The sequence below is a fragment of the Streptomyces sp. NRRL F-5630 genome, assembly GCF_000719475.1.
In the GTDB taxonomy this organism is placed as follows: domain Bacteria; phylum Actinomycetota; class Actinomycetes; order Streptomycetales; family Streptomycetaceae; genus Streptomyces.
Genome location: NZ_JOGO01000011.1, coordinates 33,187 through 60,173, shown reverse-complemented (window position 1 = coordinate 60,173; position 26,987 = coordinate 33,187). Strand labels below are relative to the sequence as shown.

Annotated in this window: 16 protein-coding genes; 10 read left to right on the top strand and 6 right to left on the bottom strand. The window is 72.9% G+C overall.

Going from position 1 to position 26,987, the window contains the following annotated elements:
* Window positions 1–29: 29 nt before the first annotated feature.
* Window positions 30–2,669, bottom strand: a complete 2,640-nt coding sequence (gene glgP / locus IF99_RS0107785; protein WP_030995615.1) for an alpha-glucan family phosphorylase — start codon at window positions 2,667–2,669, stop codon at window positions 30–32.
* A gap of 590 nt (window positions 2,670–3,259) precedes the next feature.
* On the opposite strand from glgP, the gene IF99_RS0107780 reads away from it, so the two are divergent.
* From IF99_RS0107780 to IF99_RS34750, 5 genes are all read left to right on the top strand, one after another.
* Window positions 3,260–5,260, top strand: a complete 2,001-nt coding sequence (locus IF99_RS0107780; protein WP_030995614.1) for an alpha-1,4-glucan--maltose-1-phosphate maltosyltransferase — start codon at window positions 3,260–3,262, stop codon at window positions 5,258–5,260.
* The gene (treS, locus tag IF99_RS0107775; RefSeq protein WP_030995613.1) at window positions 5,257–6,981 is read left to right on the top strand and encodes a maltose alpha-D-glucosyltransferase; all 1,725 of its coding nucleotides are present in this window, start codon (window positions 5,257–5,259) and stop codon (window positions 6,979–6,981) included. The genes IF99_RS0107780 and treS overlap by 4 nt, the downstream gene beginning before the upstream one ends.
* Before the next feature lie 343 nt (window positions 6,982–7,324).
* Window positions 7,325–8,884, top strand: a complete 1,560-nt coding sequence (locus tag IF99_RS0107770) for a maltokinase N-terminal cap-like domain-containing protein (RefSeq protein WP_030995612.1) — start codon at window positions 7,325–7,327, stop codon at window positions 8,882–8,884.
* Between the two features lie 70 nt (window positions 8,885–8,954).
* Window positions 8,955–11,423 carry a 1,4-alpha-glucan branching enzyme gene (gene glgB / locus IF99_RS0107765; protein ID WP_030995611.1) on the top strand — a complete coding sequence of 823 codons (2,469 nt, stop codon included), beginning with the start codon at window positions 8,955–8,957 and terminating at the stop codon, window positions 11,421–11,423.
* 110 nt (window positions 11,424–11,533) lie between these two features.
* The gene (locus IF99_RS34750; RefSeq protein WP_234340620.1) at window positions 11,534–12,250 is read left to right on the top strand and encodes a DUF4232 domain-containing protein; all 717 of its coding nucleotides are present in this window, start codon (window positions 11,534–11,536) and stop codon (window positions 12,248–12,250) included.
* Window positions 12,251–12,304: 54 nt separating this feature from the next.
* Here the strand turns inward: IF99_RS34750 and IF99_RS0107755 are convergent, their stop codons facing one another.
* The 3 genes from IF99_RS0107755 to IF99_RS0107745 form a co-directional block, all read right to left on the bottom strand.
* Entirely contained in the window at window positions 12,305–14,629 is a 2,325-nt protein-coding gene (locus IF99_RS0107755; protein WP_078655019.1) for a UvrD-helicase domain-containing protein, read from the bottom strand.
* Between the two features lie 215 nt (window positions 14,630–14,844).
* On the bottom strand, window positions 14,845–15,678 hold the full coding sequence (locus IF99_RS0107750; protein ID WP_199806470.1) for a carbon-nitrogen hydrolase family protein: 834 nt from the start codon (window positions 15,676–15,678) through the stop codon (window positions 14,845–14,847).
* A gap of 193 nt (window positions 15,679–15,871) precedes the next feature.
* Window positions 15,872–17,272, bottom strand: coding sequence for a cation:dicarboxylate symporter family transporter (locus tag IF99_RS0107745; protein ID WP_030995606.1), 1,401 nt, complete (start codon window positions 17,270–17,272; stop codon window positions 15,872–15,874).
* Between the two features lie 178 nt (window positions 17,273–17,450).
* Between IF99_RS0107745 and IF99_RS0107740 the strand changes: the two genes are divergently transcribed.
* Complete coding sequence (locus tag IF99_RS0107740; protein WP_030995605.1) at window positions 17,451–19,070, top strand: sensor histidine kinase; 1,620 nt, start codon at window positions 17,451–17,453, stop codon at window positions 19,068–19,070.
* A complete protein-coding gene (locus tag IF99_RS0107735; protein ID WP_030995604.1) occupies window positions 19,067–19,750 on the top strand; it encodes a response regulator in 684 nt (227 codons plus the stop codon). The genes IF99_RS0107740 and IF99_RS0107735 overlap by 4 nt, the downstream gene beginning before the upstream one ends.
* A gap of 4 nt (window positions 19,751–19,754) precedes the next feature.
* Here IF99_RS0107735 and IF99_RS0107730 read toward each other — a convergent pair whose 3' ends face one another.
* Window positions 19,755–20,147: a nuclear transport factor 2 family protein gene (locus IF99_RS0107730; RefSeq protein WP_030995603.1), complete on the bottom strand. Its 393-nt coding sequence runs from the start codon at window positions 20,145–20,147 to the stop codon at window positions 19,755–19,757.
* Between the two features lie 191 nt (window positions 20,148–20,338).
* A complete protein-coding gene (locus IF99_RS0107725; protein ID WP_030995602.1) occupies window positions 20,339–21,364 on the bottom strand; it encodes an ATP-dependent 6-phosphofructokinase in 1,026 nt (341 codons plus the stop codon).
* A 403-nt stretch (window positions 21,365–21,767) separates the two neighbouring features.
* Here IF99_RS0107725 and pta point away from each other — a divergent pair, with 403 nt between their 5' ends.
* From pta to pyk, 3 genes are all read left to right on the top strand, one after another.
* Window positions 21,768–23,849 carry a phosphate acetyltransferase gene (gene pta / locus IF99_RS0107720; RefSeq protein ID WP_030995601.1) on the top strand — a complete coding sequence of 694 codons (2,082 nt, stop codon included), beginning with the start codon at window positions 21,768–21,770 and terminating at the stop codon, window positions 23,847–23,849.
* A 171-nt stretch (window positions 23,850–24,020) separates the two neighbouring features.
* Window positions 24,021–25,250, top strand: coding sequence for an acetate kinase (locus IF99_RS0107715; protein ID WP_030995600.1), 1,230 nt, complete (start codon window positions 24,021–24,023; stop codon window positions 25,248–25,250).
* Between the two features lie 217 nt (window positions 25,251–25,467).
* A complete protein-coding gene (pyk, locus tag IF99_RS0107710; RefSeq protein WP_030995599.1) occupies window positions 25,468–26,898 on the top strand; it encodes a pyruvate kinase in 1,431 nt (476 codons plus the stop codon).
* Window positions 26,899–26,987: the final 89 nt, after the last annotated feature.

Below are 26,987 nucleotides of genomic sequence, written 5' to 3'. Positions count from 1 at the left end.
TGCACGGTCCTCAGCCCCGTCCGCCCTCCTCACCGCATCAGCACGCCTCCCGCGTCCCCCTTCGCCTCCGGCGGCACCGCCACGAGCCCCAGCTCGGCGGGCGAGGCGAGCAGCCGGTGGGCGGGCAGGACGCGCACCGTGTAGCCGAAGCTGCCCGTGCGGTCGAGGGCGAGCGGGCCCTCGTACGTCCAGCGGCCCTCCAGGTCGGGACCCGCGCCGACCGGCTTGAGCGGCACCGTGTGCGGCTCGCTGATCCGGTCGTCCGCGTCGACGCGCCCGGAGACCACCTGCACCTCGACGTCCTCCGGCGCGAGCCCCCCGAGCGAGACGTGCGCGCGCAGCCCCAGGCTCGCGCCGTACTCGGGACCCGTGGCCGTGCCCGTCGTCTCCGGCTGCTCGATCGCGACCTGCCCCCAGCTCGCCCGGACCTTCGCCTTCCACGCGGCGAGCTGTCCGGCCGCCTCGGGGGTGAGGGCGCGGTGGGCGCGCGCGGCGGGGGCGTAGAGGTCCTCCACGTACTCGCGGACCATGCGCCCCGCGAGGACCTTGGGGCCGAGGATCGTGAGGGTGCGGCGCACCATCTCGATCCAGCGCCCCGGCAGGCCCTCGGCGTCGCGGTCGTAGAAGCGCGGGGCGACGCGCTCCTCCAGGAGCCGGTAGAGGGCCTCGGACTCCAGGTCGTCGCGGCGGTCCTCGTCGAGGTGCGCGCTGCCGTCCGCGGTGGGGATCGCCCAGCCGAAGTCCGGCTCGTACCACTCGTCCCACCAGCCGTCGAGCACGGAGAGGTTGAGCGCGCCGTTGAGCGCGGCCTTCATCCCGCTCGTGCCGCACGCCTCCAGGGGGCGCAGCGGGTTGTTGAGCCACACGTCGCAGCCGGGGTAGAGCGTCTGCGCCATGCCCATGCCGTAGTCGGGCAGGAAGACGATGCGGTGGCGCACGCGGGGGTCGTCGGCGAAGCGGACGAGTTCCTGCACGAGGCGCTTGCCGCCGTCGTCGGCGGGGTGCGCCTTGCCCGCGACGACGATCTGCACGGGGCGCTCGGGGTGGAGCAGGAGGCGGGTGAGGCGCTCGGGGTCGCGGAGCATGAGGGTGAGGCGCTTGTACGAGGGGACGCGGCGCGCGAAACCGATCGTGAGGACCCCGGGGTCGAGGACCCCCTCGATCCAGCCGAGTTCGGCCGCGCCCGCGCCGCGCTGGCGCCAGGAGGCGGCGAGGCGGCGGCGGACCTCGCCGACGAGGCGGGCGCGGAGCTGTCCCCGTACCCCCCAGATGTCGGCGTCGGGGATGTCGGCGACGGCGTCCCAGCGGGGCGAGCCGCCGACCGCCATGGCCTCCTCGGCGCGCGCGGCGCCGATGCGCCCCGCGCCGAGCGCCAGGACCTCGGGGGCGACCCAGGTGGCCGCGTGCACGCCGTTGGTGACGGAGGTGATCGGCACGTCCTCGGCGTCGAAGCCGGGCCAGAGCCCGGCGAACATCTCGCGGCTGACCTGCCCGTGGAGGGTCGAGACGCCGTTGGCGCGCTGCGCGAGGCGCAGGCCCATGACGGCCATGTTGAACAGGTGCGGCTGTCCGCCCTCGTACGTCTCGCGGCCCAGGCGCAGGACGTCCTCGACGTCGAGCGCGGGCAGTTCGGCGTGCGGCCCGAAGTGGCGGGCGATCAGCTCGGCGTCGAAGCGGTCGATCCCGGCCGGGACGGGCGTGTGCGTGGTGAAGACGGTGCCGGAGCGGACGGCTTCGAGCGCGGTGGCGAAGTCGGGGTGCGCGGAGTTCTCGCTGGTCAGCAGCTCGTGCACGCGTTCGAGGCCCAGGAAACCGGCGTGTCCCTCGTTCGTGTGGAAGACCTCGGGGCCGGGGTGCCCGGTGAGGCGGCAGTAGGCACGGAGGGCGCGGACGCCGCCGATGCCGAGGAGCATCTCCTGGTGGAGGCGGTGCTCGCTGCCGCCGCCGTAGAGGCGGTCGGTCACCTCGCGGGCCGCGCGGTCGTTGTCCTCGACGTCCGAGTCGAGGAGCAGGAGCGGTACGCGGCCGACCGCGGCCTGCCAGATCCGCGCCCGCAGGACGCGTCCGGCGGGGAGGGTGAGGGCGATCTCGGCGGGCGCCCCGTCGGCCTCCCGCAGGAGGGTGAGGGGCAGCTCGCCGGGGTCGAGCACGGGGTACGTCTCCTGCTGCCAGCCCTCGCGCGAGAGGGACTGGCGGAAGTAGCCGTGCCGGTAGAGGAGGCCGACGCCGATGAGCGGCACGCCGAGGTCGCTGGCCGATTTGAGGTGGTCGCCGGCGAGGATGCCGAGGCCGCCCGAGTACTGCGGGAGCGCCGCCGTGACGCCGAACTCGGGCGAGAAGTAGGCGATCGCGCCGGGCAGCGCCGCGGTGTCCCGCTCCTGGTACCAGCGGCCCTCCGAGAGGTACGCCTCCAGACCGGCGGCGGCCTCGCCGAGCCGCCGTACGTACCGCTCGTCGGCGGCGAGGGTGGTGAGCCGGTCCTGGGTCAGCGCGGCGAGCAGCCGCAGCGGGTCCTGGCCGCTCTCCTCCCACAGGACGGGGTCGGCGGCGCGGAACACCTCACGCGTCGGGGGGTGCCAGGACCAGCGCAGGTTGCGGGCGAGTGCGTCGAGCGGGCGCAGGGGTTCGGGGAGTACGGGCCGGACGGTGAATCGTCGGATGGCCTTCACGTTGCCGCCTTCGCGTCAGGAAGCTGAACAGGGCCCCCGTCACCGGTGCCACACCGGGACAAAGGCCGCTTCCCGGCGACCCTAGCGCGGGGGGCGCTCTGCCATCCACGGTGCGCGCCGGGGCCCCGTGGCTCCCCACGCCCCTCAAATGCGCCGACCGAATCGCCGCGGCCCCGCTCACCAGCCACAATCCGATGAGGCGGGGCCGCACCCCCGGGTGTCGTGTGACGTGGCCGGAATCGTGTCCGTGTTGATGAGCGAGTAGTTAACACGCCGTCGGGTTGCCCATACGGATACCGGGGGAAGGCTTCCGCGGTAGCCACCCGCAGCACCCCCCTTTCATCCGCCCACTCGGGTGAACGCTGACAGGAGCGGCCATGCCTCAGGGACGCCGGCGAGGAGATCGGGTGAAGGCCCGGTCAACGGACGGCTCCGCGCTGCCGATAGACGGTGCGGAGGCACGGGCGGACCCCGCGGGGTCCGTACGGGCCGGACGGCCCGGGCGACCGGACCGGTCCGCGCGCGACGCACCCCCGAGGCCCCGCCGTACCGCCCCACCCCCCGCACCCGCTACGTCACCAGGTGATGCCGTGAAAACCCCGATCGGCCGCATCCCCGTGCTGGATGTGTCCCCGCTCGTCGACTGCGGCCGCAGGCCCGCCAAGGCCGTCGTCGGCGAGACCTTCGAGATCAGTGCCACCGTCTTCCGCGAGGGCCACGACGCCGTGGCCGCCAACGTGGTCCTGAAGTCCCCGGACGGCCGCCCCGGCCCCTGGCTCCCGATGCGAGAACTCGCCCCCGGCACCGACCGCTGGGGCGCCGAGGTGACCCCGGACGTGGAGGGCCTCTGGACGTACAAGGTGGAGGGCTGGAGCGATCCGCTCGCCACCTGGCGGCACGCGGCGGGCATCAAGGTGCCCGCCGGGATCGACACCGCCCTCGTCCTGGAGGAGGGCGCGCTGCTCCACGAGCGCGCCGCGCGCAAGGTCCCCAAGCAGGACGGCAAGCGCGAGGTGGTGCTCGCGGCGGCCGACGCGCTGCGCGACACCTCCCGCACCCCGGGGCAGCGGCTCGCGGCGGCGCTCGCGCCGGAGGTCGTGGAGGTCCTGGACCGGCACCCGCTGCGCGAACTGGTCAGCTCCTCGAAGCCGCTCAAGCTGCTCGTCGAGCGGCGCAGGGCGCTCTTCGGGTCCTGGTACGAGTTCTTCCCGCGCTCCGAGGGCGCGCGGGTCACCGCGGACGGGCGGAGCCGCTCGGGGACGTTCAGGACGGCGGCCGAGCGGCTTCCGGCGGTCGCCGCGATGGGTTTCGACGTCGTCTACCTGCCGCCGATCCACCCCATCGGCACGACGCACCGCAAGGGCCGCAACAACTCGCTCGACCCGACGCCCGAGGACGTGGGCGTGCCGTGGGCGATCGGCTCGGCGGACGGCGGGCACGACGCGGTGCACCCGGAGCTGGGCACCCTGGAGGACTTCGACGCCTTCGTGGCGCGGGCCCGTGAGCTGCGCCTGGAGATCGCGCTCGACTTCGCCCTCCAGTGCTCGCCCGACCACCCGTGGGTCAAGGAGCACCCGGAGTGGTTCCACCACCGCCCGGACGGCTCGATCGCGTACGCCGAGAACCCGCCGAAGAAGTACCAGGACATCTACCCCATCGCCTTCGACAAGGACATGCCGGGGCTTATCGCCGAGACGTGCCGCATCCTCCGCTTCTGGATGGACCACGGGGTGCGGATCTTCCGGGTGGACAACCCGCATACGAAACCGGTCGTGTTCTGGCAGAAGGTGATCGCGGAGATCAACGGGCGCGACCCCGACGTCATCTTCCTGGCGGAGGCGTTCACCCGCCCGGCGATGATGCGCACCCTCGCCGCGGTCGGCTTCCAGCAGTCGTACACCTACTTCACGTGGCGTAACACGAAACAGGAGCTGACGGAGTACGCGCAGGAGCTGGCGGGTGAATCGGCATGGGTCATGCGGCCCAATTTCTTCGTCAACACCCCCGACATCCTGCACGCCTATCTCCAGGACGGCGGGCCGCCCGCCTTCGCCACCCGGGCCGTGCTCGCGGCGACGCTCTCCCCCACGTGGGGGGTGTACGCGGGCTTCGAGCTGTACGAGAACCAGGCACTGAAGCCCGGTTCCGAGGAGTACCTCGACTCGGAGAAGTACCAGCTCAGGCCACGTGACTGGGAAGGGGCCGAGCGCGCGGGACGCTCGCTGGCCCCGCTGATCACGAAGCTCAACCGGCTCCGCCGGCTGCACCCGGCGCTCCAGCAGTTGCGCCGCGTGCACTTCCACCACGTGGACCAGGATCAGGTCATCGCGTACTCCAAACGCGCGGGCAACGACGTCGTGCTCGTGGTCGCGAACCTCGATCCCCACCACACCCAGGAGGCGACGGTCTCGTTGGACATGCCGGCGCTCGGCCTCGACTGGCACGAGACCGTCCCGGTGCGCGACGCGCTCACCGGCGAGACCTACCACTGGGGCAGGGCCAATTACGTGCGCCTGGAGCCGGGCACCACGCCCGCGCACGTGTTCACCCTGCGACCGTCCCCGCTGATCGGAGGGTCACCCGCATCATGATCGTCAACGAGCCCGTCCCCGACACCTTCGAGGACACCCCGCGCAAGGACCGCGACCCCGACTGGTTCAAACGCGCCGTCTTCTACGAAGTCCTCGTCCGGTCCTTCCAGGACAGCAACGGCGACGGAGTCGGCGACCTCAAGGGCATCACCGCCAAGCTGGACTACCTGCAATGGCTCGGCGTGGACTGCCTGTGGCTCCCGCCGTTCTTCCAGTCCCCGCTGCGCGACGGCGGCTACGACGTCTCCGACTACACCGCCGTGCTCCCCGAGTTCGGCGACCTCGCCGACTTCGTCGAGTTCGTGGACGCCGCCCACCAGCGCGGTATGCGCGTCATCATCGACTTCGTCATGAACCACACGAGCGACCAGCACATGTGGTTCCAGGAGTCCCGCAAGGACCCCGACGGCCCCTACGGCGACTACTACGTCTGGGCCGACGACGACAAGGCGTACAGCGACGCGCGGATCATCTTCGTCGACACCGAGGCGAGCAACTGGACCTTCGACCCGGTCCGCAAGCAGTACTACTGGCACCGCTTCTTCTCCCACCAGCCGGACCTCAACTACGAGAACCCGGCCGTGCAGGAGGAGATCCTCGCGGCGCTGCGCTTCTGGCTGGACCTCGGCATCGACGGCTTCCGCCTCGACGCCGTCCCCTACCTCTACGCCGAGGAGGGCACCAACTGCGAGAACCTGCCCGCGACGCACGAGATGCTCAAGCGGGTACGGGCCGAGGTGGACGCGCACTACCCGGACACCGTGATCCTCGCGGAGGCCAACCAGTGGCCCGAGGACGTCGTCGACTACTTCGGCGACTTCTCCAAGGGTGGCGACGAGTGCCACATGGCCTTCCACTTCCCGGTCATGCCGCGCATCTTCATGGCGGTGCGGCGTGAATCGCGCTACCCCGTCTCGGAAATCCTCGCGAAGACCCCGGCGATCCCGGCCGGGTGCCAGTGGGGCATCTTCCTGCGCAACCACGACGAGCTGACCCTCGAAATGGTGACGGACGAAGAACGCGACTACATGTACGCGGAGTACGCCAAGGACCCGCGGATGCGCGCCAACATCGGCATCCGCCGCCGCCTGGCGCCACTGCTCGACAACGACCGCGACCAGATCGAGCTGTTCACGGCGCTGCTGCTCTCGCTGCCCGGCTCCCCCATCCTGTACTACGGGGACGAGATCGGCATGGGGGACAACATCTGGCTCGGCGACCGCGACGCGGTGCGCACCCCGATGCAGTGGACGCCCGACCGCAACGCCGGGTTCTCCTCCTGCGACCCGGGCCGGCTCTTCCTGCCGACCATCATGGACCCGGTCTACGGCTACCAGGTGACGAACGTCGAGGCGGCCATGTCCGCCCCGGCCTCGCTGCTGCACTGGACCCGCCGCATGATCGAGATCCGCAAGCAGAACCCCGCCTTCGGGCTCGGTTCGTATACGGAGCTGCCGTCCTCGAACCCGGCGGTCCTCGCTTTCCTGCGCGAGCTGCGCTCGGAGGACGGGACCTCGGACGACCTGGTGCTGTGCGTGCACAACTTCTCGCGCTTCGCCCAGCCCACCGAGCTGGACCTCCAGGCGTACGCGGGCCGCCATCCGGTGGAACTCATCGGTGGCGTGCGCTTCCCCGCGATCGGTGAACTGCCGTACCTGCTCACCCTCGCGGGTCACGGCTTCTACTGGTTCCGGCTGCGCAAGGACCCGGCCGAGCGCTGAACGGGCGCGGTCCCCGCCCCGCGCGGGGGCCGCGACACGCGAGGGGAGCGGCGGCGCTGCGGTCGCCGCGCCCCATACGTACCCGTATGGTTTCGGCCAGGGAAATCCCGTACCAGACCCGTACGTCCGTTGGGTCCCGACCCGCATACTGTGTCCCACCCCGGGCACCCTCCCGGAATACCGGCACCACCGACGGGCCCGCCCACCGAACGGCCCGTCACCCGTACGGAACTCTCCCTACTGCCCCACCGGTCACCGTGGGGCCTGCGCGCCAGGGCCTTACCGCTTCGCGCGGGGCGCGTGAACCTGCTGGTGTACCCGGGGAAAGGACACGACCGCCGCCATGTCGGATGCCCCAAGGACGCTCGTCCCTTCCCCCAGCCCCGTCCCGGACCCGGGGGAACTGCTCGCCTCGCTCGACCCGCTGCTGCGCGGCTGGCTGCCCCGGCAGCGCTGGTTCGCCGGCAAGGGCCGCCCCGTCACCGGCTTCACCCTCGTCTCGCTCACCGAGCTGCTGCCCTGGCGCGGCGGGCGCGGGGGCGGACCCGGGCTCCTCCACCTCCTGGTCCGCGCCGACCAGGACACGGGCGGCCCGGGCGACTGCTATCAGCTCCTGCTCGGCGTACGCGGCGAACTGCCGCCCCACCTCGCGCCCGCGCGCATCGGCCGCCCGGAGGCCGGGCCCTTCGCCGGGCTCGTCGTGTACGAGGCGCTCCAGGACCCGCGCCCGGCCGAACTCCTCCTGGAACGGATGCGCCTGCCGGGCCGGCTCGGCGACCTGCGCTTCGGGCGCGACGCCGAGACCACGATCCCGACCGGCCTCACGCCGAGGCCGCTCGGCTCGGAGCAGTCCAACTCCTCGCTCGTGTACGGGGACGCGTTCATCCTCAAACTCTTCCGGCGGGTCGTGCCCGGGGCCAATCCGGACCTGGAGCTGCCGCTCGTGCTGGCGCGGCAGGGGTGCGCGCGGGTGCCCGCGCCCGTCGCGTGGATGCAGGCGGAGCCGGAGAGCGGCGCGGGGGGCGAGCCGTATGTGCTCGGGGTGCTCCAGCCCTTCCTGGAGGGCTCGGACGACGGCTGGGAACTCGCGCTGCGGCGGCTCGCCGCGGGCGAGGACTTCACCGCCGACGCGCGCGCGCTCGGGCGGGCGACGGCCGAGGTGCACACCGCGCTCGCGGCGGCGCTGCCCGCCGCCGCGCTCGGGCCCGGACAGCTCGCCGCGCTCGCCGAGGACATGACGCGCCGCCTGGAGGAGGCGGCGGCAGCGGTGCCCGAGCTCCAGCCGTACGTACCGCGGCTGCGCGGCGCCTTCGCGCGCCTCGCCGCGGCCGGCCGCGAGGGCCGGACGTGGACCGCGCAGCGCGTCCACGGCGACCTGCACCTCGGCCAGTGCCTGCGCTCGGCGGACGGCTACTGGTCCCTCATCGACTTCGAGGGCGAGCCCGCCAGGCCGCTCGCCGAGCGCCGCCTCGCCTTCCCGCCCGTGCGCGACGTGGCCGGAATGCTGCGCTCCTTCGACTACGCGGCCCGCTCGCACGAGCCGTGGGCGCCCGAGTGGGCCACGGCCTGCCGCGCCGCCTACTGCGAGGGGTACGCCCAGATCGCGGGCCACGACCCGCGCGAGGACGCGGACCTGCTCACCGCGTACGAGACGGACAAGGCCGTGTACGAGGTCCTGTACGAGGCCAGGCACCGGCCCGACTGGCTCCCCGTCCCGCTCGCGGCGATCGCGCGGCTCGCGGGGGACGCGCAGGCGCGCGAGGCGAGGGACGCGCGGGAGGCACGGGACCCGGAGCCCGCGCGCCCCGAGTCCGCCCACGTCGCCCCCGCCCGCCAGTCCCCCGTGCGGGGCGGCTCGCGCGGGGAGCCCGGCGCGGGACGCCGTTCCACCAAGCTGCTGTGACCCGCCGGGGCAGCACGCCCCGGGCCCCCACCCTCCCTTCGACCCGCACCGGCCCCAGGAGGTTTCACCCGTGACCCCCCGCTCCTCGTCCTCGTCCCGCCCCGCCAAGGCCGCCAAGGCCCCGCGCCGCAAGCCCGCCGCACCGGTCCCCGAGGAGCCGGCGCTCCAGGAGCCGGCCCCCCGGGGACCGGCCGCCCAGGGACCGGCCGCTCAGGGACCGGCCGCCCAGGAGGACGCCGCCGCCCCCGGACCGGCGACGCTCCCCGACAAGGCGGCCGTCCCCGCGCCCGCGCACGAACCCGCCGAGGAGGCGCTCGGCGCGGCCGCGCCCGGCTCGCCGCACGCGGTGAGCGCCTGGGACCGGGGGCGGCTGCTCGCCGGGACGCACCACGACCCGCACGCCGTGCTCGGCGCACACCCCGCGGCAGAGGGCGAGGCAACGGTCGTACGGGTACTGAAGCCGCACGCCCGCGCGGTGGCCGTGCTGCTCGCGGACGACCGGCGGGTGCCGCTGGGCTCCGACGGGGACGGCTTCTTCTCGGGCCTCCTCCCGGCGGGGACGCGGCCGGGCGCCGCGTACCGGCTGCTCGTCACGTACGAGGAGGGCGAGAGCGCGCCGCTGGAGGACCCCTACCGCTTCCTGCCCGCGCTCGGCGACATGGACCTGCACCTCATCGGCGAGGGGCGGCACGAGGAGCTGTGGAGGGCGCTCGGCGCCCGGGTCATGGAGCGGGACGGCGTGGCGGGGACGCGGTTCACCGTGTGGGCCCCGAACGCGCAGGGCGTGCGTGTCATCGGGAACTTCAACTACTGGGACGGGACCGGGCACCCCATGCGCTCCCTCGGCGGGACGGGCGTGTGGGAGCTGTTCCTGCCGGGGCTCGGGGCGGGTGAGCTGTACAAGTACGAAATCACGACGCCCGAGGGCCACCACGTGCGCAAGGCGGACCCGATGGCGCGGCGCACGGAGGTGCCGCCCGCGACCGCCTCGGTGATCGAGGAGTCCGCGTACGAGTGGGGCGACGCGGAGTGGCTCGCGCACCGCGGCGACCGCCCGGTGCACGAGGCGCCGTTCTCCGTCTACGAGGTGCACCTCGCCTCGTGGCGCCCCGGCCTCACCTACCGCGAGCTGGCCGAGGAGCTGCCCGCGTACGTGAAGGACCTCGGGTTCACGCATGTCGAGCTGATGCCGGTCGCCGAGCACCCCTTCGGCGGCTCGTGGGGCTACCAGGTGACGGGGTTCTACGCGCCGACGTCGCGGCTCGGCACCCCGGACGACTTCCGCTTCCTCGTCGACAGCCTGCACCGGGCCGGGATCGGCGTCCTCATGGACTGGGTGCCCGCGCACTTCCCGCGCGACGAGTGGGCGCTCGCGAACTTCGACGGCCGCCCGCTGTACGAGCACGCCGACCCGCAGCGTGCCTCGCACCCCGACTGGGGAACGCTCGTCTTCGACTTCGGCCGCACCGAGGTGCGCAACTTCCTCGTCGCGAACGCCACGTACTGGTGCGAGGAGTTCCACATCGACGGGCTGCGCGTGGACGCGGTCGCCTCGATGCTCTACCTGGACTACTCGCGCGAGTACGGCCAGTGGTCGCCGAACGCGTACGGCGGGCGCGAGGACCTGGACGCGGTGCGCTTCCTCCAGGAGATGAACGCGACCGTCTACCGCCGCAACCCGGGCGTCGTCACGGTCGCCGAGGAGTCCACGGCCTGGGACGGCGTCACGCGGCCGACCGACCAGAGCGGCCCCGGGGGCTTCAACGGCCTCGGCTTCGGCCTGAAGTGGAACATGGGCTGGATGCACGACTCGCTCGAATACCTCGCGAAGGAGCCCGTGCACCGCAAGTACCACCACAACGAGCTGACCTTCTCGATGGTGTACGCGTACAGCGAGAAGTACGTGCTGCCGATCTCGCACGACGAGGTGGTGCACGGCAAGCAGGCGCTCGTCTCGAAGATCCCGGGCGACTGGTGGCAGCGCCGCGCGACCGCCCGCGCCTACCTGGGCTTCATGTGGTCCCACCCGGGCAAGCAACTGCTCTTCATGGGACAGGAGTTCGCGCAGGGCTCGGAGTGGTCGGAGGCGCGCGGGCCCGACTGGTGGCTGCTCGACCCGGCGTACGAGGCGTCCGGCGACCACCGCGGCGTGCAGCACCTCGTGCGCGACCTGAACGCCGTCTACACCGCGACGCCGCCGCTGTGGCAGCGCGACACGGACCCGGGCGGCTTCGCCTGGGTCGTCGGCGACGCGGCCGAGGACAACGTCCTCGCCTACCTCCGCTACGACCACGAGGGCACCCCGCTCCTCGCGGTGTGCAACTTCTCGCCGGTCGTCCGCGCGCACTACCGCCTCGGCGCCCCGGAGGGCCGCTGGACGGAAGTCCTCAACACCGACGCGGCGCGCTACGGCGGCGGCGGCGTCGCGGCGACCCCCGAGGGCGGCGTGACGACCGGCCCGAGCGGCGCCCACGGGCACGCCCAGAGCCTGGAACTGACCCTGCCGCCGCTCGCGACGGTCTGGTTGCGCCGGGTCTGACCAGGCAGTTCTCCGCTGTTACAGGCCCCTGACAGTATTCCGTGAACTGCACGGGGGGTGGCGATCATCAGATATTCCGTACGCACTCACCCGCTGCGGAAAGAGGCACCATGCCGATCATCACCCCCCACGCCGCCCGCGCCACCGCCGCCGTCCTCGCCACGCTCGCCCTCGGCGCCGGCGTCGCCGCCTGCGACTCCGGCGACGACTCCGCGAGCGCCGCGCCCACCGCCTCGCGGAGCACGGGCGCCCCCGCGCAGGACGCGTCGAAGGACGACAGCGCCGGTACGCCGGACACGCGGAGCGACGCGCCCGGCGGGCAGGAGTCGAAAGGCGGCCAGGGGCAGCACGCCGACGGGGTCAACGGCCCGGCCGAGGAGGCGAAGCCGAACGGTGCGCACTGCCGCACCAGCGAGATCGACTTCGACTTCTGGGCGCCGCACGGCGGGAAGCCCGACATGGAGCAGTCGAAGTACCAGCAGTCCGTGACCGTGCGGCTGACGAACCACAGCGAGCGCACCTGCACCCTCAAGGGCTTCCCGGGAGTCGAGCTCGTGAGCGACAAGGGCGAGCGCTGGGACCTCCGCCGCTCCAGCGTCCGGGCCGACCCCCTCACGCTCAAGCCGGGCGACGACACCGCCCGCATCAAGTTCACGGTCCTGCCCACGACGGACCCCGACGCGAAGCCGTTCGTCCCGCGGGACGTCGTCATGACGCTCCCCGACGAGACGAAGCAGGTCACGCTCCCCTGGGAGTACGGCGGCGCGATCCTCGACCAGTCGGGCGCCACGCGCCCCGGCACCTTCGTCGACCCGATCGGGCTCTGAGCGCCGTCCGGCGCGGGGTGGTCCCGGGGACCACGAGGGACCACCCCGCACGTCTCACTCCTTGAGCACTATGGCCAGCGGCTCGGGCAGCGGCTCGCTGTGCAGGAGGCCGAGCCGCTGCGTGGGCCGGGTGAGCGCCACGTACAGGTCGGACTCCTCGTACCGCTGCGGCTCCACGGCCAGCACCTCGTCGAATTCGAGTCCCTTGGACTGGCGCGGCGTCAGCAAAACGACGGGGCAGGTCAGATCGGGGCTCTCACCGGCCGAGGCACCGGGCAGGTACGGGAGCAGCACGTGGTGCAGCGCGCGCGGCGCGATCACCGCCACGCGCCCCTCCTCCGCGGTCGCCCGCCCCGCCGCCTCGCCCACCGCGCGCGGCAGTTCCTCCGCCGCGCAGGCGCGCGCCCACGGCCGTACGCCCGTCGAACGGACCGAGCGCGGCGGCGCGAAGCCGGGGTCCGTGGCGCGCGGCACGGCGGCGGCGACGTCCATGATCTCGGCCGGAGTGCGGTAGTTGACGTCGAGGCGGCGGTAGGCGTAGCGGTCGCCGACGTACGGGGCGAGGAGGCTGTCCCAGGAGCGCATCCCCGCCGGGTCGGCGGTCTGCGCGGGGTCGCCGACGAGGGTCATCGAACGGTTGGGACTGCGCCGCATGAGCAGCCGCCACATCATGGCCGACAGCTCCTGCGCCTCGTCCACGATGATGTGCCCGAAGGCCCATGTGCGGTCGTCCGCGGCCCGTTCGGCCGCGCTGCGCCGGTCGCGCTCCTCGTGCCGCTCGGCGAGCCGCTCGGCGTCCACGATGTCCTGGGCGCCGAGCACCTCCGACTCCTCGTCCTCGAACTCGTACGTGCGCGAGGCGGCGGCGACGTCGAGCACGCCCTGCGCGTACTCGGCCTCCTCGCGCCGCCGCCGCGCCTCGGCGGCGCGCCGCATCGAGTCGTCCTCGCCGAGGAGTTCGGCGGCCTCGTCGAGGAGCGCGACATCGGCGGGGGTCCACGGCGCGGGCGTGAAGACGCTCCCCGACCACGTGCCGGGGGCGCGGCGGATCGCGTCGGCGTCCTCGGCGGCCAGGTGCGCGTCGGGCTCCGCGAGGAAGTCGGCGAGGAACTTCTCGGGGGTGAGCCGGGGCCAGAGTGTGTCGATCGCGGCCTGCACCGCGGGGCTCGCCGCGATCTCCTTGCCGAGTTCGGCGATGTCCGCCGGGTCGAGGAAGTTGGGCCCGCCGAAGGGGTCGGCTCCGAGCCGGTCGGCGAGTTGCGCGGTGAGCGCGTCGATGACGCGGAAGGCGAAGTGGGGGCGGGCGAGGTTGTGCGGCACGAGCGCGGCGCGGGCCCGCTCGCGCGCCTCGGCGGCGGTCTCGCGGTCGAGTGCCAGGGTCCCGTAGTCCTCGTGCGCGATCTCCAGGACGGGATCGGGGAGCGCCTGCCGGTCGGCGAGCGTCCGCGCGAGCACGTCCGCCATGCGCGCGTCGCCCTTCACGGCGGTCGCGCGCGGCGAGTCGGTGCCCGTCGCCCTGACGCCCGGGTACAGCTCACCGGGTGTCGCGAGCCACACGCCGGTCTCGCCGAGCGAGGGCAGGACCTCACCGATGTAGTTGAGGAAGGCGCCGCCGGGGCCGACGATCAGGACCGCGCTGCGGCTCAGCCGCTCGCGGTCCGCGTAGAGGAGGTACGCGGCGCGGTGCAGGGCGACGGCGGTCTTGCCCGTGCCGGGGCCGCCCTCGACGACGAGGACGCCGCGGTGCGGGGCGCGGATGATCTCGTCCTGCTCGGCCTGGATGGTGCGCACGATGTCGCCCATGCGTCCCGTGCGCGCCGTGTTGAGCGCGCCGAGCAGCACGGCGTCGCCGCTCGGGTTCTCGAAGACCCCGGCCTCACCGGCCGCGGCGAGGTCGAGCGTCTCGTCGTGCAGCGCGGTGACGGTGCGGCCCTTGGTCGTCAGGTGCCTGCGGCGGCGGACGCCCATCGGGTGCAGGCCGGTGGCGAGGTAGAAGGGGCGGGCGACGGGGGCGCGCCAGTCGATGAGGAGCGGGGTGCGGTCCTTGTCGTCGGCGCGGAGACCGATCCGGCCGATGTGGTGCGTGACGCCGTCGCGCTGGTCGATCCGCCCGAAGCAGAGCCCTTCCTCGACGCCGTCGAGTTCGGCGAGGGTCCTGCCGTACTCGAAGGCGGCGATCGAGCGCTCCAGTTGTGCCTGGTGCCCCTTGCCGACCGGGCGCAGGGCGTCCTCGGCGGCGCCCTCGGCCCGGTCCCTGAGCGCGTCGAGGCAGGCGTGCAGGAGATCCACGTACGCCTGTTCGGTACGCAGCTCCGCACGGCCCCGCTCGTCCTGACGCCCCTCGTGACCGTTCCCGGCCGTGCCGGTCTCGTTTGACAAGACTGCTCCCTGCCCGTTAACATTCCAGTACATGCGCTTCCGTCTGCCTGAATCCGGGCAGCACGGAATTGCTCAATATACGCGTCGAAACGCCCCGGCCTCAAGTGGCCGGGGCGTTTTCGCGTGACGGGAGGCTTGCTCGCGCGGAGCTTCCACGGGTCGCGGGCACAGGTGCCCGCCACGGGTGCGGATGCCTCACCCAGGGCACAGGTGTCTCACCCCGTCCCGCCGCCGGCCCCCTCCGCCTCCGCAGGGCGCCCCAGTCGCCGGTTCTCCAGCACGGGGAGGGCCTTCCGCACGCGCGCCACCTCCGCCACGTCCACCTCCGCGAACACCACCCCGGGCTCCGCGCCCGCCGTCGCCCGGACCGTGCCGTCCGGTCCCGCCACCAGGCTGTACCCGATTCCCGTCGGCGCCTTGCCGGAGCGGCGCTGGCCGCTCGCCTCCGGGTCCGCCTGGTCCACCGCCGCCACGTACAGCGTCGCGTCCACGGCGCGGGCCCGGACCAGGAGTTCCCACTGCTCCCGCTTGCCGGGGCCCGCGCCCCAGGAGGCGGGGAGGACGCTCAGCACCGCGCCCGCGTCCGCGTGGGCGCGGAAGAGTTCGGGGAAGCGGACGTCGTAGCAGGTCGCGAGGCCCGTACGGACGCCGTCCACGTCGAGCGTGACGACCTCGGAACCCGGCGCGACCGTGGCCGACTCGGCGAAGCCGAACGCGTCGTAGAGGTGGATCTTGTCGTAGGCGGCCTCGACGCCGGGGCCGGTGGCGAGCAGCGTGTTCGTGACGCGCCCGTCCGGGGCCGGGGTGAACATGCCCGCCACCACGACGATCCCGCACTCGGCGGCGATCGCGCGGACGCCCTCCGCCCACGGCCCGTCCAGCCGCTGCGCCACCGGCCCGAGCGGGATGCCGAAGCACGCCATCGTCGCCTCGGGGAAGACGACGAGCCGCGCTCCCCCGGCGGCGGCCTCGCGCGTGCGCGCGCGGACGAGGTCCAGGTTCGCGGCGGGATCGGGCCCCGAGGTGAGCTGGCCGAGGGCGAGCCTCAGCGGTGTCGTGGTCATCGTCGTACGTCCTCCTCGCGGGCGGCGGGCACCGTGCACCCCCATGGTCACCCCTGCGGCGGCGAAAGCACCCACCGCCCTCTCCGCCCGAGAACGCGCGACGGCCGGAGGGGCCGGGAAACGCGGCCCCTCCGGCCGCGGGCCGGGGGAAGGACGAGGAGCGGAGCCCCGGGAGGGGTCAGACCTTGACGGGTTCCCTCGGCTCCGGCATCTCCGTCTCCGGTTCCGCCTCGTCGACCAGTGTCTTCTCGTCGAACGGCAGGTTCCCGGCGAGGACCTGGTCCACGCGCTCCTTGTCGATCTCCTTCGTCCACGTCCCGATGAGCACCGTCGCCACCGCGTTGCCCGCGAAGTTCGTCAGGGCCCGCGCCTCGCTCATGAAGCGGTCGATGCCGACGATGAGGCCGACGCCGTCGACGAGTTCGGGGCGGTGGGACTGGAGGCCGCCCGCGAGCGTCGCGAGTCCCGCTCCCGTGACGCCCGCCGCGCCCTTCGAGGCGATGATCATGAAGACGAGCAGCGAGATCTGCTGGCCGACGGAGAGCGGCTCGTCCATCGCCTCGGCGACGAAGATCGAGGCCATCGTGAGGTAGATGGCGGTGCCGTCGAGGTTGAAGGAGTAGCCGGTCGGGACGGTGATGCCGACGACCGGGCGCGAGACGCCGAGGTGCTCCATCTTCGCGATGAGGCGCGGCAGCGCGGACTCGGACGAGGAGGTGGACAGGATGAGCAGGAACTCACGGGCCAGGTACTTCAGGAGCAGCAGGATGTTGACGCGCGCGAAGAGCCGGAGCAGCGCGCCGAGGACGAGCACGACGAAGAGCAGGCACGTCACGTAGAAGCCGATCATGATGACCGCGAGCGACTTGAGCGCGTCGACGCCCGTCTCGCCGACCACGGCGGCCATCGCGCCGAAGGCACCGACCGGGGCCGCCCACATGATCATGGACAGGACGCGGAAGACGAGCTTCTGGATGTGGCCGATGCCGCGCAGGACCGGCTCGCCGCTCTTGCCCAGGGCCTGGAGCGCGAAGCCGACGAGGAGGGCGACCAGGAGCGTCTGGAGGACCTTCTCGCTCGTGAAGGCCGAGACGAGCGTCGTCGGGATGATGCCGAGGAGGAAGTCGACCGTCGACTCGGGGGCCGTCGGGGCCTGCGCGGCGCCCACCTCCCGCACCGACTCGGTCAGGTGGAGGCCCTGGCCGGGCTCCAGGAGATTGCCGACGAGGATGCCGATCGCGAGCGCCACGGTCGACATCACGAGGAAGTAGCCGAGCGCGAGCCCGCCCACGGCACCGACCTTCGCGGCTTTGCGCACCGAACCGATGCCGAGCACGATCGTGCAGAAGATGATCGGGGAGATCATCATCTTGATCAGGTTCACGAAGCCGGTACCGAGCGGCTTCAGCTCGACGGCGACGCCGGGGGCGGCGAAGCCGAGGATGATCCCGAGGATCACGGCGCCGATCACGGCGAGGTAGAGATAGTGGCTCTTGTCACGCCGGCGCGGCGCGGCGGGCGGCGGGGTCGCGGGCCCGTGTCCCTCGGGCTCGGGGGCTGCTGCCTCGGTGGCTGACACGGGTTCCTCCTGGGGACGTCATCGTCTGGGCGGCGCGGGGAGACTGCGGCTCGCTCCGCACGCCGGGCTGCGGCGACTATTCCGCACAGTGTGACCGGCGTCATTGTTTCGTTCATTAAGGTCGCGCGGACCAGCCCCGGAGGCTGCGGGAAGCGTCCCTCTTGGGCACACTGTCCCGATGCGTCTCCCCCGTCCCCGGAGCCTGGCCGGCCAGCTCTTCGCGATGCAGGTGCTCCTCGTGGCACTCGTCGTCGCGGGCTGCGCCCTCTTCACGTACGTGAGCGACCGCCGCCAGGCGCGTACCGCCGCCGAGCGCCAGGTCACCGCCGCCGCGCTGGCGATCGCCGCCGCGCCCACCGTGCGCGAGGCGATCAGCGCGCCCGACCCGACCGGCACCCTCCAGCCCTACGCCGAGAACGTCCGCCGCGAGGCCGACCTCACCTTCGTGACGATCATGTCCCCCGACGGCATCCGCTACACGCACCCGACGCCGGACCGGATAGGCGAGCGCTTCCTCGGGCATCGCGCCGAGGCGCTGCGCGGGCGGACGTTCTCGGAGACGTACCGGGGCACGCTCGGGGTCTCGGTGCGGGTCGTGACACCGGTCAAGGAGGGCGACCGCGTCACGGGGCTCGTGAGCGCGGGGATAGACGTCGCGGCGATCAGCGAACGCCTGCGCCACCAGGTGCTGCTGCTCCTCCTGATGGCGGCGGCGGCACTGCTGCTCGGCGGGACCGGCACGTACGTGATCAACCGGCGGCTGCGCCGGCACACCCACGGCATGAACGCGACCGAACTCGCCCTCGTGCACGACTACCACGAGGCCGCGCTGCACGCCGTGCGCGAAGGGCTGCTCATGCTCGACGGTCGCCGGGCCGTGGCCCTGCTCAACGACGGGGCGCGCGAACTGCTCGGTCTGCCGCCCGGCGCCTACGTAGGGCGCCCCGTCGCCGAGCTGGGGCTCCCGCGCGGGCTCACCGGGGCACTGCTCGCCTCGGAGCCGCGCGTGGACGAGGTGCACCTCACCGAGGAGCGCGTCCTGGTCGTCAACACCTCGCCGGTGTCCGGGGGGCAGCGCTCGGGGACGGTCGTGACCCTGCGGGACCACACGGAACTGCGGGCGCTGATGGGCGAGCTGGACGCGGAGAGGAGCTTCGGCAAGGCGTTGCGGGCGCAGGCGCACGAGGCGGCGAACCGGCTGCACACGGTGGTCTCGCTCGTCGAACTCGGGCGCCCCGCCGAGGCGGTGGAGTTCGCGACCTCCGAACTGGAACTGGCGCAGGCGCTCACGGACCGCATGACGGGCGCGGTCGGCGAACCGGTGCTCGCCGCGCTGCTGCTGGGCAAGGCGGCCTACGCGCACGAGCACGGTGTCGAGCTGGTCCTGAGCGAGGACAGCGGGCTCGACGACGGGCTGCTCCCCGCGAGCCTGCCGCCGCGCGACCTCGTGACGATCCTCGGCAACCTGGTCGACAACGCGGTGGAGGCCGCCCAGGGCACCCCGGGCGCGCGGGTCACGGTCACCGCCCGCACCGAACGCACCCCGGAGGGGGACGAGTTGCTGCTCCGCGTCACCGACAACGGTCCTGGGCTCGACCCCGCGCACCTGGAGGACGCCTTCCGCGACGGCTGGTCGACGAAGGCCGCGGCACCGGGGGCGCACGGCCTCGGACTCGCCCTCGTCCGCCAGACGGCCGGGCGCGCGGGCGGCACCGTGGCGGCACGCCGCGGCGCGGACGGGGGCGCCGAGTTCACCGTCCGGCTGCCGCTCGCGCTCTCCGCCGGAGGCACGCGATGAGCGAGCCCGTTCGCGTCCTCGTCGTCGAGGACGAGGCCGTCGCCGCCGACGCGCACCGCCTCTACGTGGAGCGGGTGCCGGGCTTCACGGTCGCTGCGGTCGCCCACTCGGCGGCGGCCGCGCGCCGCGCCCTGGAGCGCACGCCGATCGACCTCGTGCTCCTCGACCTCTACCTCCCCGACGGGCACGGGCTCCAGTTGCTGCGCGGGCTGCGCTCGGCGGGGCACCGGGCCGACGTCATCGCGGTCACCTCCGCGCGGGACCTCGCGGTGGTGCGCGAAGGGGTCTCGCTCGGCGTCGTGCAGTACGTGCTCAAGCCCTTCACCTTCGCGACGCTGCGCGACCGGCTCAGCCGGTACGGGGAGTTCAGGGCGGCGGCGGGTGAGGCGGCGGGCCAGGACGACGTGGACCGCGCCCTCGCCGCGCTGCGCGCCCCGCGCCCCGCCGATCCCCCGAAGGGCCTGAGCGCCCCGACCCTGGACCGGGTCACGCAGGCCCTGCGCGCGGCGGGCGAGGAGGGCCTGACCGCCCAGGCGACGGCGACTCTCGCGGGTCTCTCCCGCATCACGGCCCGCCGCTACCTCGAACACCTCGTCACGGCGGGGCTGGCCACCCGCGCCCCGCGCTACGGGCAGGTGGGGCGGCCGGAGTTGCACTACCGCTGGGAGGCGCGGAGCTGAGGGCTCAGGCGGAGGCGGCCTCGCGCGTGATCCGCTCGAACTGGGCCCCCATGGCCTCGGCGAGCGCCTGCGCGCCGGAGAGCGGGCGGACCATGACGGTCAACTCGTCGATCAGGCCGTCCTCGTTCACGTGCAGGAAGTCGCAGCCGGTCAGCTCGCGGTCGCCCACCCGCGTCGCGAAGACGAGAGCGTGATGGGCGCCGTCCGCCTCTTCCAGCTCCCGCACGTAGCGGAAGTCCTCGAAGACGCGGAGCACCCCGCGCAGGATCGCCCCGGTGATCGCCTTGCCGTGGTACGGCTTGTGGACGACCGGACTGGTGAACACGACGTCCTCGGCGAGCAGGGCCTCGACGGCCGCCATGTCACGTGCCTCGACGGCCGCACGGAACGCGCGCATCCGATCACCTCTTCCTCAGGGGAACCGCGGTGGCGCCACCCTAGTTCCGGCCCCGGCCGCGCGGCCACCGGCCGGCACGAAGGGCCGAGGGCGGACACGCGCGGCCGTGCCCGCGGCGCCCGGCCCCTTGGCCCCGCCCCACGGCGCCAGGCGTCCGTGGCCCCCTTGGCCCCGCCCGCGACACCGGCGGCCTAGAAGACCGACTCCGCCTCTTCCATCCGCTCCGCCGGCACCGTCTTCAGCGCCGTGACCGCCTCCGCGAGCGGGACCATCACGACATCCGTGCCGCGCAGCGCCGTCATGTTGCCGAAGTCGCCCCGGTGGGCGGCCTCGACGGCGTACCAGCCGAAGCGCGTGGCGAGGACGCGGTCGTAGGCGGTCGGGGTGCCGCCGCGCTGGACGTGGCCGAGGATGACCGGGCGGGCCTCCTTGCCGAGGCGGGACTCCAGCTCGTAGGCGAGGGCCGTGCCGATGCCCCGGAAGCGCTCGTGGCCGAACTGGTCGATCTCGCCCTTGCCGTAGTCCATCGTCCCGGCCGCCGGGTGCGCGCCCTCGGCGACGCAGATGACGGCGAACTTCTTGCCGCGCGCGAAGCGTTCCTCGACCATCTTGACGAGGTCGGCCGGGTCGAAGGGCCGCTCGGGCAGGCAGATGCCGTGCGCGCCGCCCGCCATGCCCGACTCCAGCGCGATCCAGCCCGCGTGGCGGCCCATGACCTCGACGACCATGACCCGCTGGTGGGACTCGGCCGTGGTCTTGAGGCGGTCGATGGCCTCCGTCGCGACGCCCACGGCGGTGTCGAAGCCGAAGGTGCGGTCGGTCGAGGAGATGTCGTTGTCGATCGTCTTCGGCACGCCGACGACCGGCATCCCGCTCTCCGAGAGCATCCGCGCGGCGGTCAGGGTGCCCTCGCCGCCGATGGGGATGAGGACGTCGATGCCGAGTTCGCGGGCGAGTTCGGGAGCGTTGGCGCAGGCTTCGGCGAGCCGGCCGCGCTCCAGGCGGGCCGAACCGAGGACCGTGCCGCCGCGGGCGAGGATGCCGCTCACCCCGTCGAGGTCGAGTTCGCGGTAGCGCCGGTCGAGCAAACCCTTGTACCCGTCCTCGAACCCGATCACCTCGTCACCGTGGTGCGTGACGGCGCGGTGCACGACCGACCGGATCACTGCGTTGAGGCCCGGGCAGTCGCCGCCTGCGGTGAGAATTCCGATGCGCATCGTGCTGTTCTCCTGCTCGCTTACTAGAGGTGCGCGGGGGTTGAGAGGACGGGAAGGACGCGAAGAACGCGGCTGGACGGTGCGGGTTCCCCCTGAACTCGGGCCGATTCTCGCACGCCCGTGGAAAGCCCGGAACATACGTCCGTCCCGGGGGCGCGCGTTTACCGGCGCCGGAGCGGAAGAACGGCAGGGGGCGCGCGGAAATACGGACGCGCGGAGGGCCGCGGAGGCGGCGTACCGAGTGCTGTGGGTAGTGTCAAGGGGAGAGATCAGCAGATCAGGTGTTTTTGTCCTATGAGTTTCCGGCATTCTCAGGCGCTTCGCGCGGGATGTCGAGAACGTTTCCGGGACGCTCTGATGAGTGCGCCTGAATTCGTATGAGTAGGGAAACGGAGAAATACCGGTGGCGCGCAGTGTCTATGTGACCGGGACCGCACGGGGGGACGGGCGGCAGGTCGTCGAGCTGGGGGTCATGGAGCTGCTGACCCGCAGGGTGGACCGGGTGGCGGTGTTCCGGCCGCTCGTCCACGACGGCCCGGACCGCATGTACGAGCTGTTCCGCGAGCGCTACCGGCTCTCCCAGCCGCCCGACTCCGTCTTCGGGATGCACTACGCGCGGGCGAACGCGCTCCAGGCCGAGCAGGGCCTCGACGAACTCGTCTCGCGGCTCGTGGAGGACTACCAGCGCCTCGCCGCCGCGTACGACGCGGTCCTCGTGATCGGCACGGACTTCGCCCAGACCCAGCTCCCCGACGAGCTGGGCCTCAACGCGCGGCTCGCCAACGAGTTCGGGGCCTTCGTGCTGCCCGTCGTGGGCGGCAAGGAGCAGTCGGCCGAGTCGGTGCGCTCCGAGGCGCACAACGCCTACCACGCCTACGCGGACCGCGGCTGCGACGTCCTCGCGATGATCGTCAACCGGGTCGCGCCCGCCGACCGCGACCTCGTGCAGGAACGCCTCACGGGCCGGGTCGGTGTCCCCGTCTACGTCCTGCCCGACGAGCCGAGCCTCTCGGCGCCGACCGTCGCGCAGATCACGCACACCCTCGGTGGCACGGTCCTGCTGGGCGACGAGGCGGGTCTCTCGCGCGACGCGCTCGACTTCGTCTTCGGCGGCGCGACGCTGCCCAACTTCCTGCACGCCCTCACGCCCGGCTGCCTCGTCGTGACCCCGGGCGACCGCTCCGACCTCGTCGTGGGCGCGCTCGCCGCGCACTCGGCGTCGGCCCCGAGCATCGCGGGCGTGCTGCTGACCCTCGGCGAGCGCCCCGACCAGGGCATACTGCGACTCGCCGGGCAGCTCGCCCCCGGCACCCCGCTCGTCTCGGTGCCCGGCAACAGCTTCCCGACCGCCACCGAGCTGTTCACCCTCGAAGGGCGGCTCGGCGCCGCGACCCCGCGCAAGACGGAGACCGCGCTCGGCCTCTTCGAGCGCTGGGTCAACGGCCCTGCGCTCCTGGACCGCATCCGCGTCGCGGGCAGCGGCCGGGTCACGCCGATGATGTTCGCGCACAAGCTCATCGAGCAGGCCCGCGCGCACCCGCGTCGCGTCGTGCTCCCCGAGGGCACCGAGGAGCGCGTCCTGCGCGCGGCGGACGTCCTGCTGCGCCGCTCGGTGTGCGCGCTGACCCTGCTCGGCGACCCGGCGGTCATCCGCAAGAAGGCCGCAGACCTCGGCGTGGACGTCGAGGGCGCCGAGCTGCTCGACCCGCACGACTCGGAGCTGCGCGGCCGCTTCGCGCGCGAGTACGCGGGGCTGCGGGCGCACAAGGGCGTGACGGAGGAGCTGGCGCACGACGTCGTCGCCGACGTCAACTACTTCGGGACGCTCATGGTGCGGGCCGGGCTCGCCGACGGCATGGTCTCGGGCGCGGTGCACTCGACGGCCGCGACGATCCGCCCGGCCTTCGAGGTCATCAAGACCCGTCCGGACGCCAAGCTCGTCTCCTCGGCCTTCTTCATGTGCCTGGCCGACAAGGTCCTCGTCTACGCGGACTGCGCCGTCAACCCCGACCCGGACGCCGAGCAGCTCGCCGACATCGCGATCCAGTCGGCGGCGACGGCCGCGGCCTTCGGCGTCGAGCCCCGTATCGCGATGCTCTCGTACTCGACGGGCACTTCGGGCTCGGGCGCGGACGTCGACAAGGTGCGGCGGGCGACGGAGCTGGTACGGGCCGAGCGCCCCGATCTGCTCATCGAGGGCCCGATCCAGTACGACGCGGCCGTCGAGCCCTCCGTCGCCGCGACGAAGCTGCCCGACTCTCCCGTGGCGGGGCGCGCGACGGTCCTGGTCTTCCCGGACCTGAACACGGGCAACAACACGTACAAGGCCGTGCAGCGCTCGGCGGGCGCGGTCGCCGTGGGCCCGGTCCTCCAGGGCCTGCGCAAGCCCGTCAACGACCTCTCGCGCGGCGCGCTCGTCGAGGACATCGTGAACACGGTCGCCATCACGGCGATCCAGGCGGGGCAGACGGCCGAGTCCGCCTGAGAGCGGTATGTCTTACGGGACCTCCCGCTGGACGTCGCCCGAGTCTCCCCCGGGACGTCTCGCGCGGCGGCTCGCGGGAACCCGTACAGCCGACCCCGTACCGCCCTCGCGCGGCCCGCCCCGCCACTCCCCCGCCCGCTCCCCATCCACCGGACCCTACGGAAGGCCCCCGTGTCCGCCTCACCCACTCGCGTGCTCGTCCTCAACTCCGGCTCCTCCTCGGTCAAGTACCAGCTCCTCGACATGCGGGACGAGTCGCGGCTCGCGACCGGTCTCGTGGAGCGGATCGGGGAGCGCACCTCGCGCGTCGAGCACACCCTCCTGACCGGCGCGGAGCCGCGGACCCGCACCCGCGAGGGCCGCGTCGCCGACCACGACGAGGCGCTCGACGCGGTCGCGGCCGAGCTGTCGCGCGACGGGCTCGGCCTCGACTCGCCCGAGCTGCTCGCCGTCGGGCACCGCATCGTGCACGGCGGGCGGCTCTTCGACGGGCCGACGCTCGTGGACTGGCACGTGGAGCGCGAGATCGAGCGGCTCATCCCGGTCGCCCCGCTCCACAACCCGGCGGGCCTCGCCGGCATCCGTACCGCGCGGCGCCTCAACGACTCGCTGCCGCAGGTCGCCGTCTTCGACACCGCCTTCCACGCGCACATGCCCGAGGCTGCCTCGCGGTACGCGCTGGACACCGCCGTCGCCGAGGCGCACCGCGTCCGCCGCTACGGGGCGCACGGCACCTCGCACGCCTACGTCTCGCGCGCGACGGCCGAGCTGCTCGGGCGGCCCTACGAGGAGACGAACACGATCGTCCTGCACCTGGGCAACGGGGCCTCGGCCGCCGCCGTGCGCGGGGGCCGCAGTGTGGACACCTCGATGGGGCTGACTCCCTTGGAAGGGCTCGTGATGGGCACCCGGTCGGGGGACATCGACCCCGCAGTGGTCTTCCACCTGATGCGGAACGCGAGCATGTCGGCCGAGGATGTGGACGTGCTGCTGAACAAGAAGAGCGGCCTGTACGGCCTGTGCGGTGACAACGACATGCGCGAGATCACCCGCAGGGCGGACGAGGGCGACCGCACCGCGCGGCTCGCCTTCGACGTGTACGTCCACCGCCTGCGCAAGTACATCGGCGCGTACACGGCCGTCCTCGGCCGCGTCGACGCGCTCGCCTTCACCGCCGGGGTCGGCGAGAACTCGGCGCCCGTGCGCGCGGCTGCCGTGGAGGGGCTGAGCGGCTTCGGGATCGCCGTGGACCCGGAGCGCAACGCGATCCGCGAGAAGCGGGCGCGGGTCATCTCGCCGGAGGGAACGCCGGTCACCGTCGCCGTCGTGCCGACCGACGAGGAACTGGAGATCGCGCGGCAGACGTACGGGCTCGTCGCGGAAGGAGGTGGGCGGGGCTGAATTCGGGCGGGCCGCTCGCGCCACGATTTCGGGAGCCGTTTCCGGGCCGTTCGCACGGTATTCCGGGCGGCCCACCTGAGCGCGGCGGCGCCCATATGTCGCCCACTTCAGCGGTTCCCCGCCGCGGGAAACCCTTTCGTCTGAGCGGTCCCGCGCCCATGTGTTCTTCCGGTAGTCCGTTAATCCCGCCCCGAAACAAACCGATAGGATTTGCCTCATGCGCCGTTCCAAAATCGTCTGCACTCTCGGTCCAGCCGTCGACTCGTACGATCAGCTGAAGGCCCTTATCGAAGCCGGCATGAACGTGGCCCGGCTCAACATGAGCCACGGCTCGCACGAAGAACACCTCGGCCGGTACCAGCGCGTCCGCAAGGCCGCCGAGGACGCGGGCCGGACCGTCGGGGTCCTCTTCGACCTCCAGGGGCCGAAGATCCGCCTGGAGACCTTCGCGGACGGCCCCGTGGAGCTCGTACGGGGCGACGAGTTCACCATCACCGTCGAGGACGTCCAGGGCGACCGCACGATCTGCGGCACGACGTACAAGGGCCTCCCGGGTGACGTCGCCAAGGGCGACCCGATCCTCATCAACGACGGCAACGTCGAGCTGAAGGTCACCTCCGTCGAGGGCCCCAAGGTGCACACCATCGTCATCGAGGGCGGCGTGGTCTCCGACCACAAGGGCATCAACCTGCCCGGCGCGGCCGTGAACGTCCCCGCGCTCTCCGAGAAGGACGTCGAGGACCTCCGCTTCGCGCTGCGCACCGGGGCCGACATGATCGCGCTCTCCTTCGTGCGCGACGCCTCGGACGTCAAGGACGTCCACAAGATCATGGACGAGGAGGGCAAGCGCCTCCCCGTCATCGCCAAGGTCGAGAAGCCGCAGGCCGTCGCGAACATGGAGGAGGTCGTCCTCGCCTTCGACGCCGTCATGGTGGCGCGCGGCGACCTCGCCGTGGAGTACCCGCTGGAGAAGGTCCCGCTGGTGCAGAAGCGCCTCGTGGAGATGTGCCGGCGCAACGCCAAGCCGGTGGTCGTGGCGACCCAGATGATGGAGTCCATGATCACCAACTCGCGTCCGACGCGCGCCGAGGCGAGCGACGTCGCGAACGCGATCCTGGACGGCGCGGACGCGGTCATGCTCTCGGCCGAGTCGAGCGTGGGCGCGTACCCGATCGAGACCGTCAAGACGATGTCGAAGATCGTCACGGCGGCCGAGGAGGCGCTGCTCTCGCAGGGCCTCAAGCCGCTCGACGAGGGCAAGAAGCCGCGCACGCAGAGCGGTTCGGTCGCCCGTGCCGCCGCCGAGATCGCGGACTTCCTCGACGCGAACGCGCTCGTCGCCTTCACGCAGTCCGGCGACACCGCGCGCCGCCTGGCCCGCTACCGCACGGCGCAGCCGGTCCTCGCCTTCACGACGGACGAGGCCACCCGCAACCAGCTCGCGCTGAGCTGGGGCGTGACCCCGTACCTCGTGCCGCACGTGGAGACGACGGACGCGATGGTCGACCTCGTGGACGCCGAGACGGTGAAGCTGGGCTCGCTCAAGGACGGCGACACCGTGGTCATCACGGCGGGCTCGCCCCCCGGCGTCCCCGGCTCGACGAACCTCGTCCGGGTCCACCACCTGGGCGACAACCGGCAGGACTGAGCAGGACTCCGCGCACAGCGGAACGGCACAGGGAAGGGGCGCCCCGCGATCGCGGGGCGCCCCTTCCCTGTGCCCGGGACCTCCGGGCT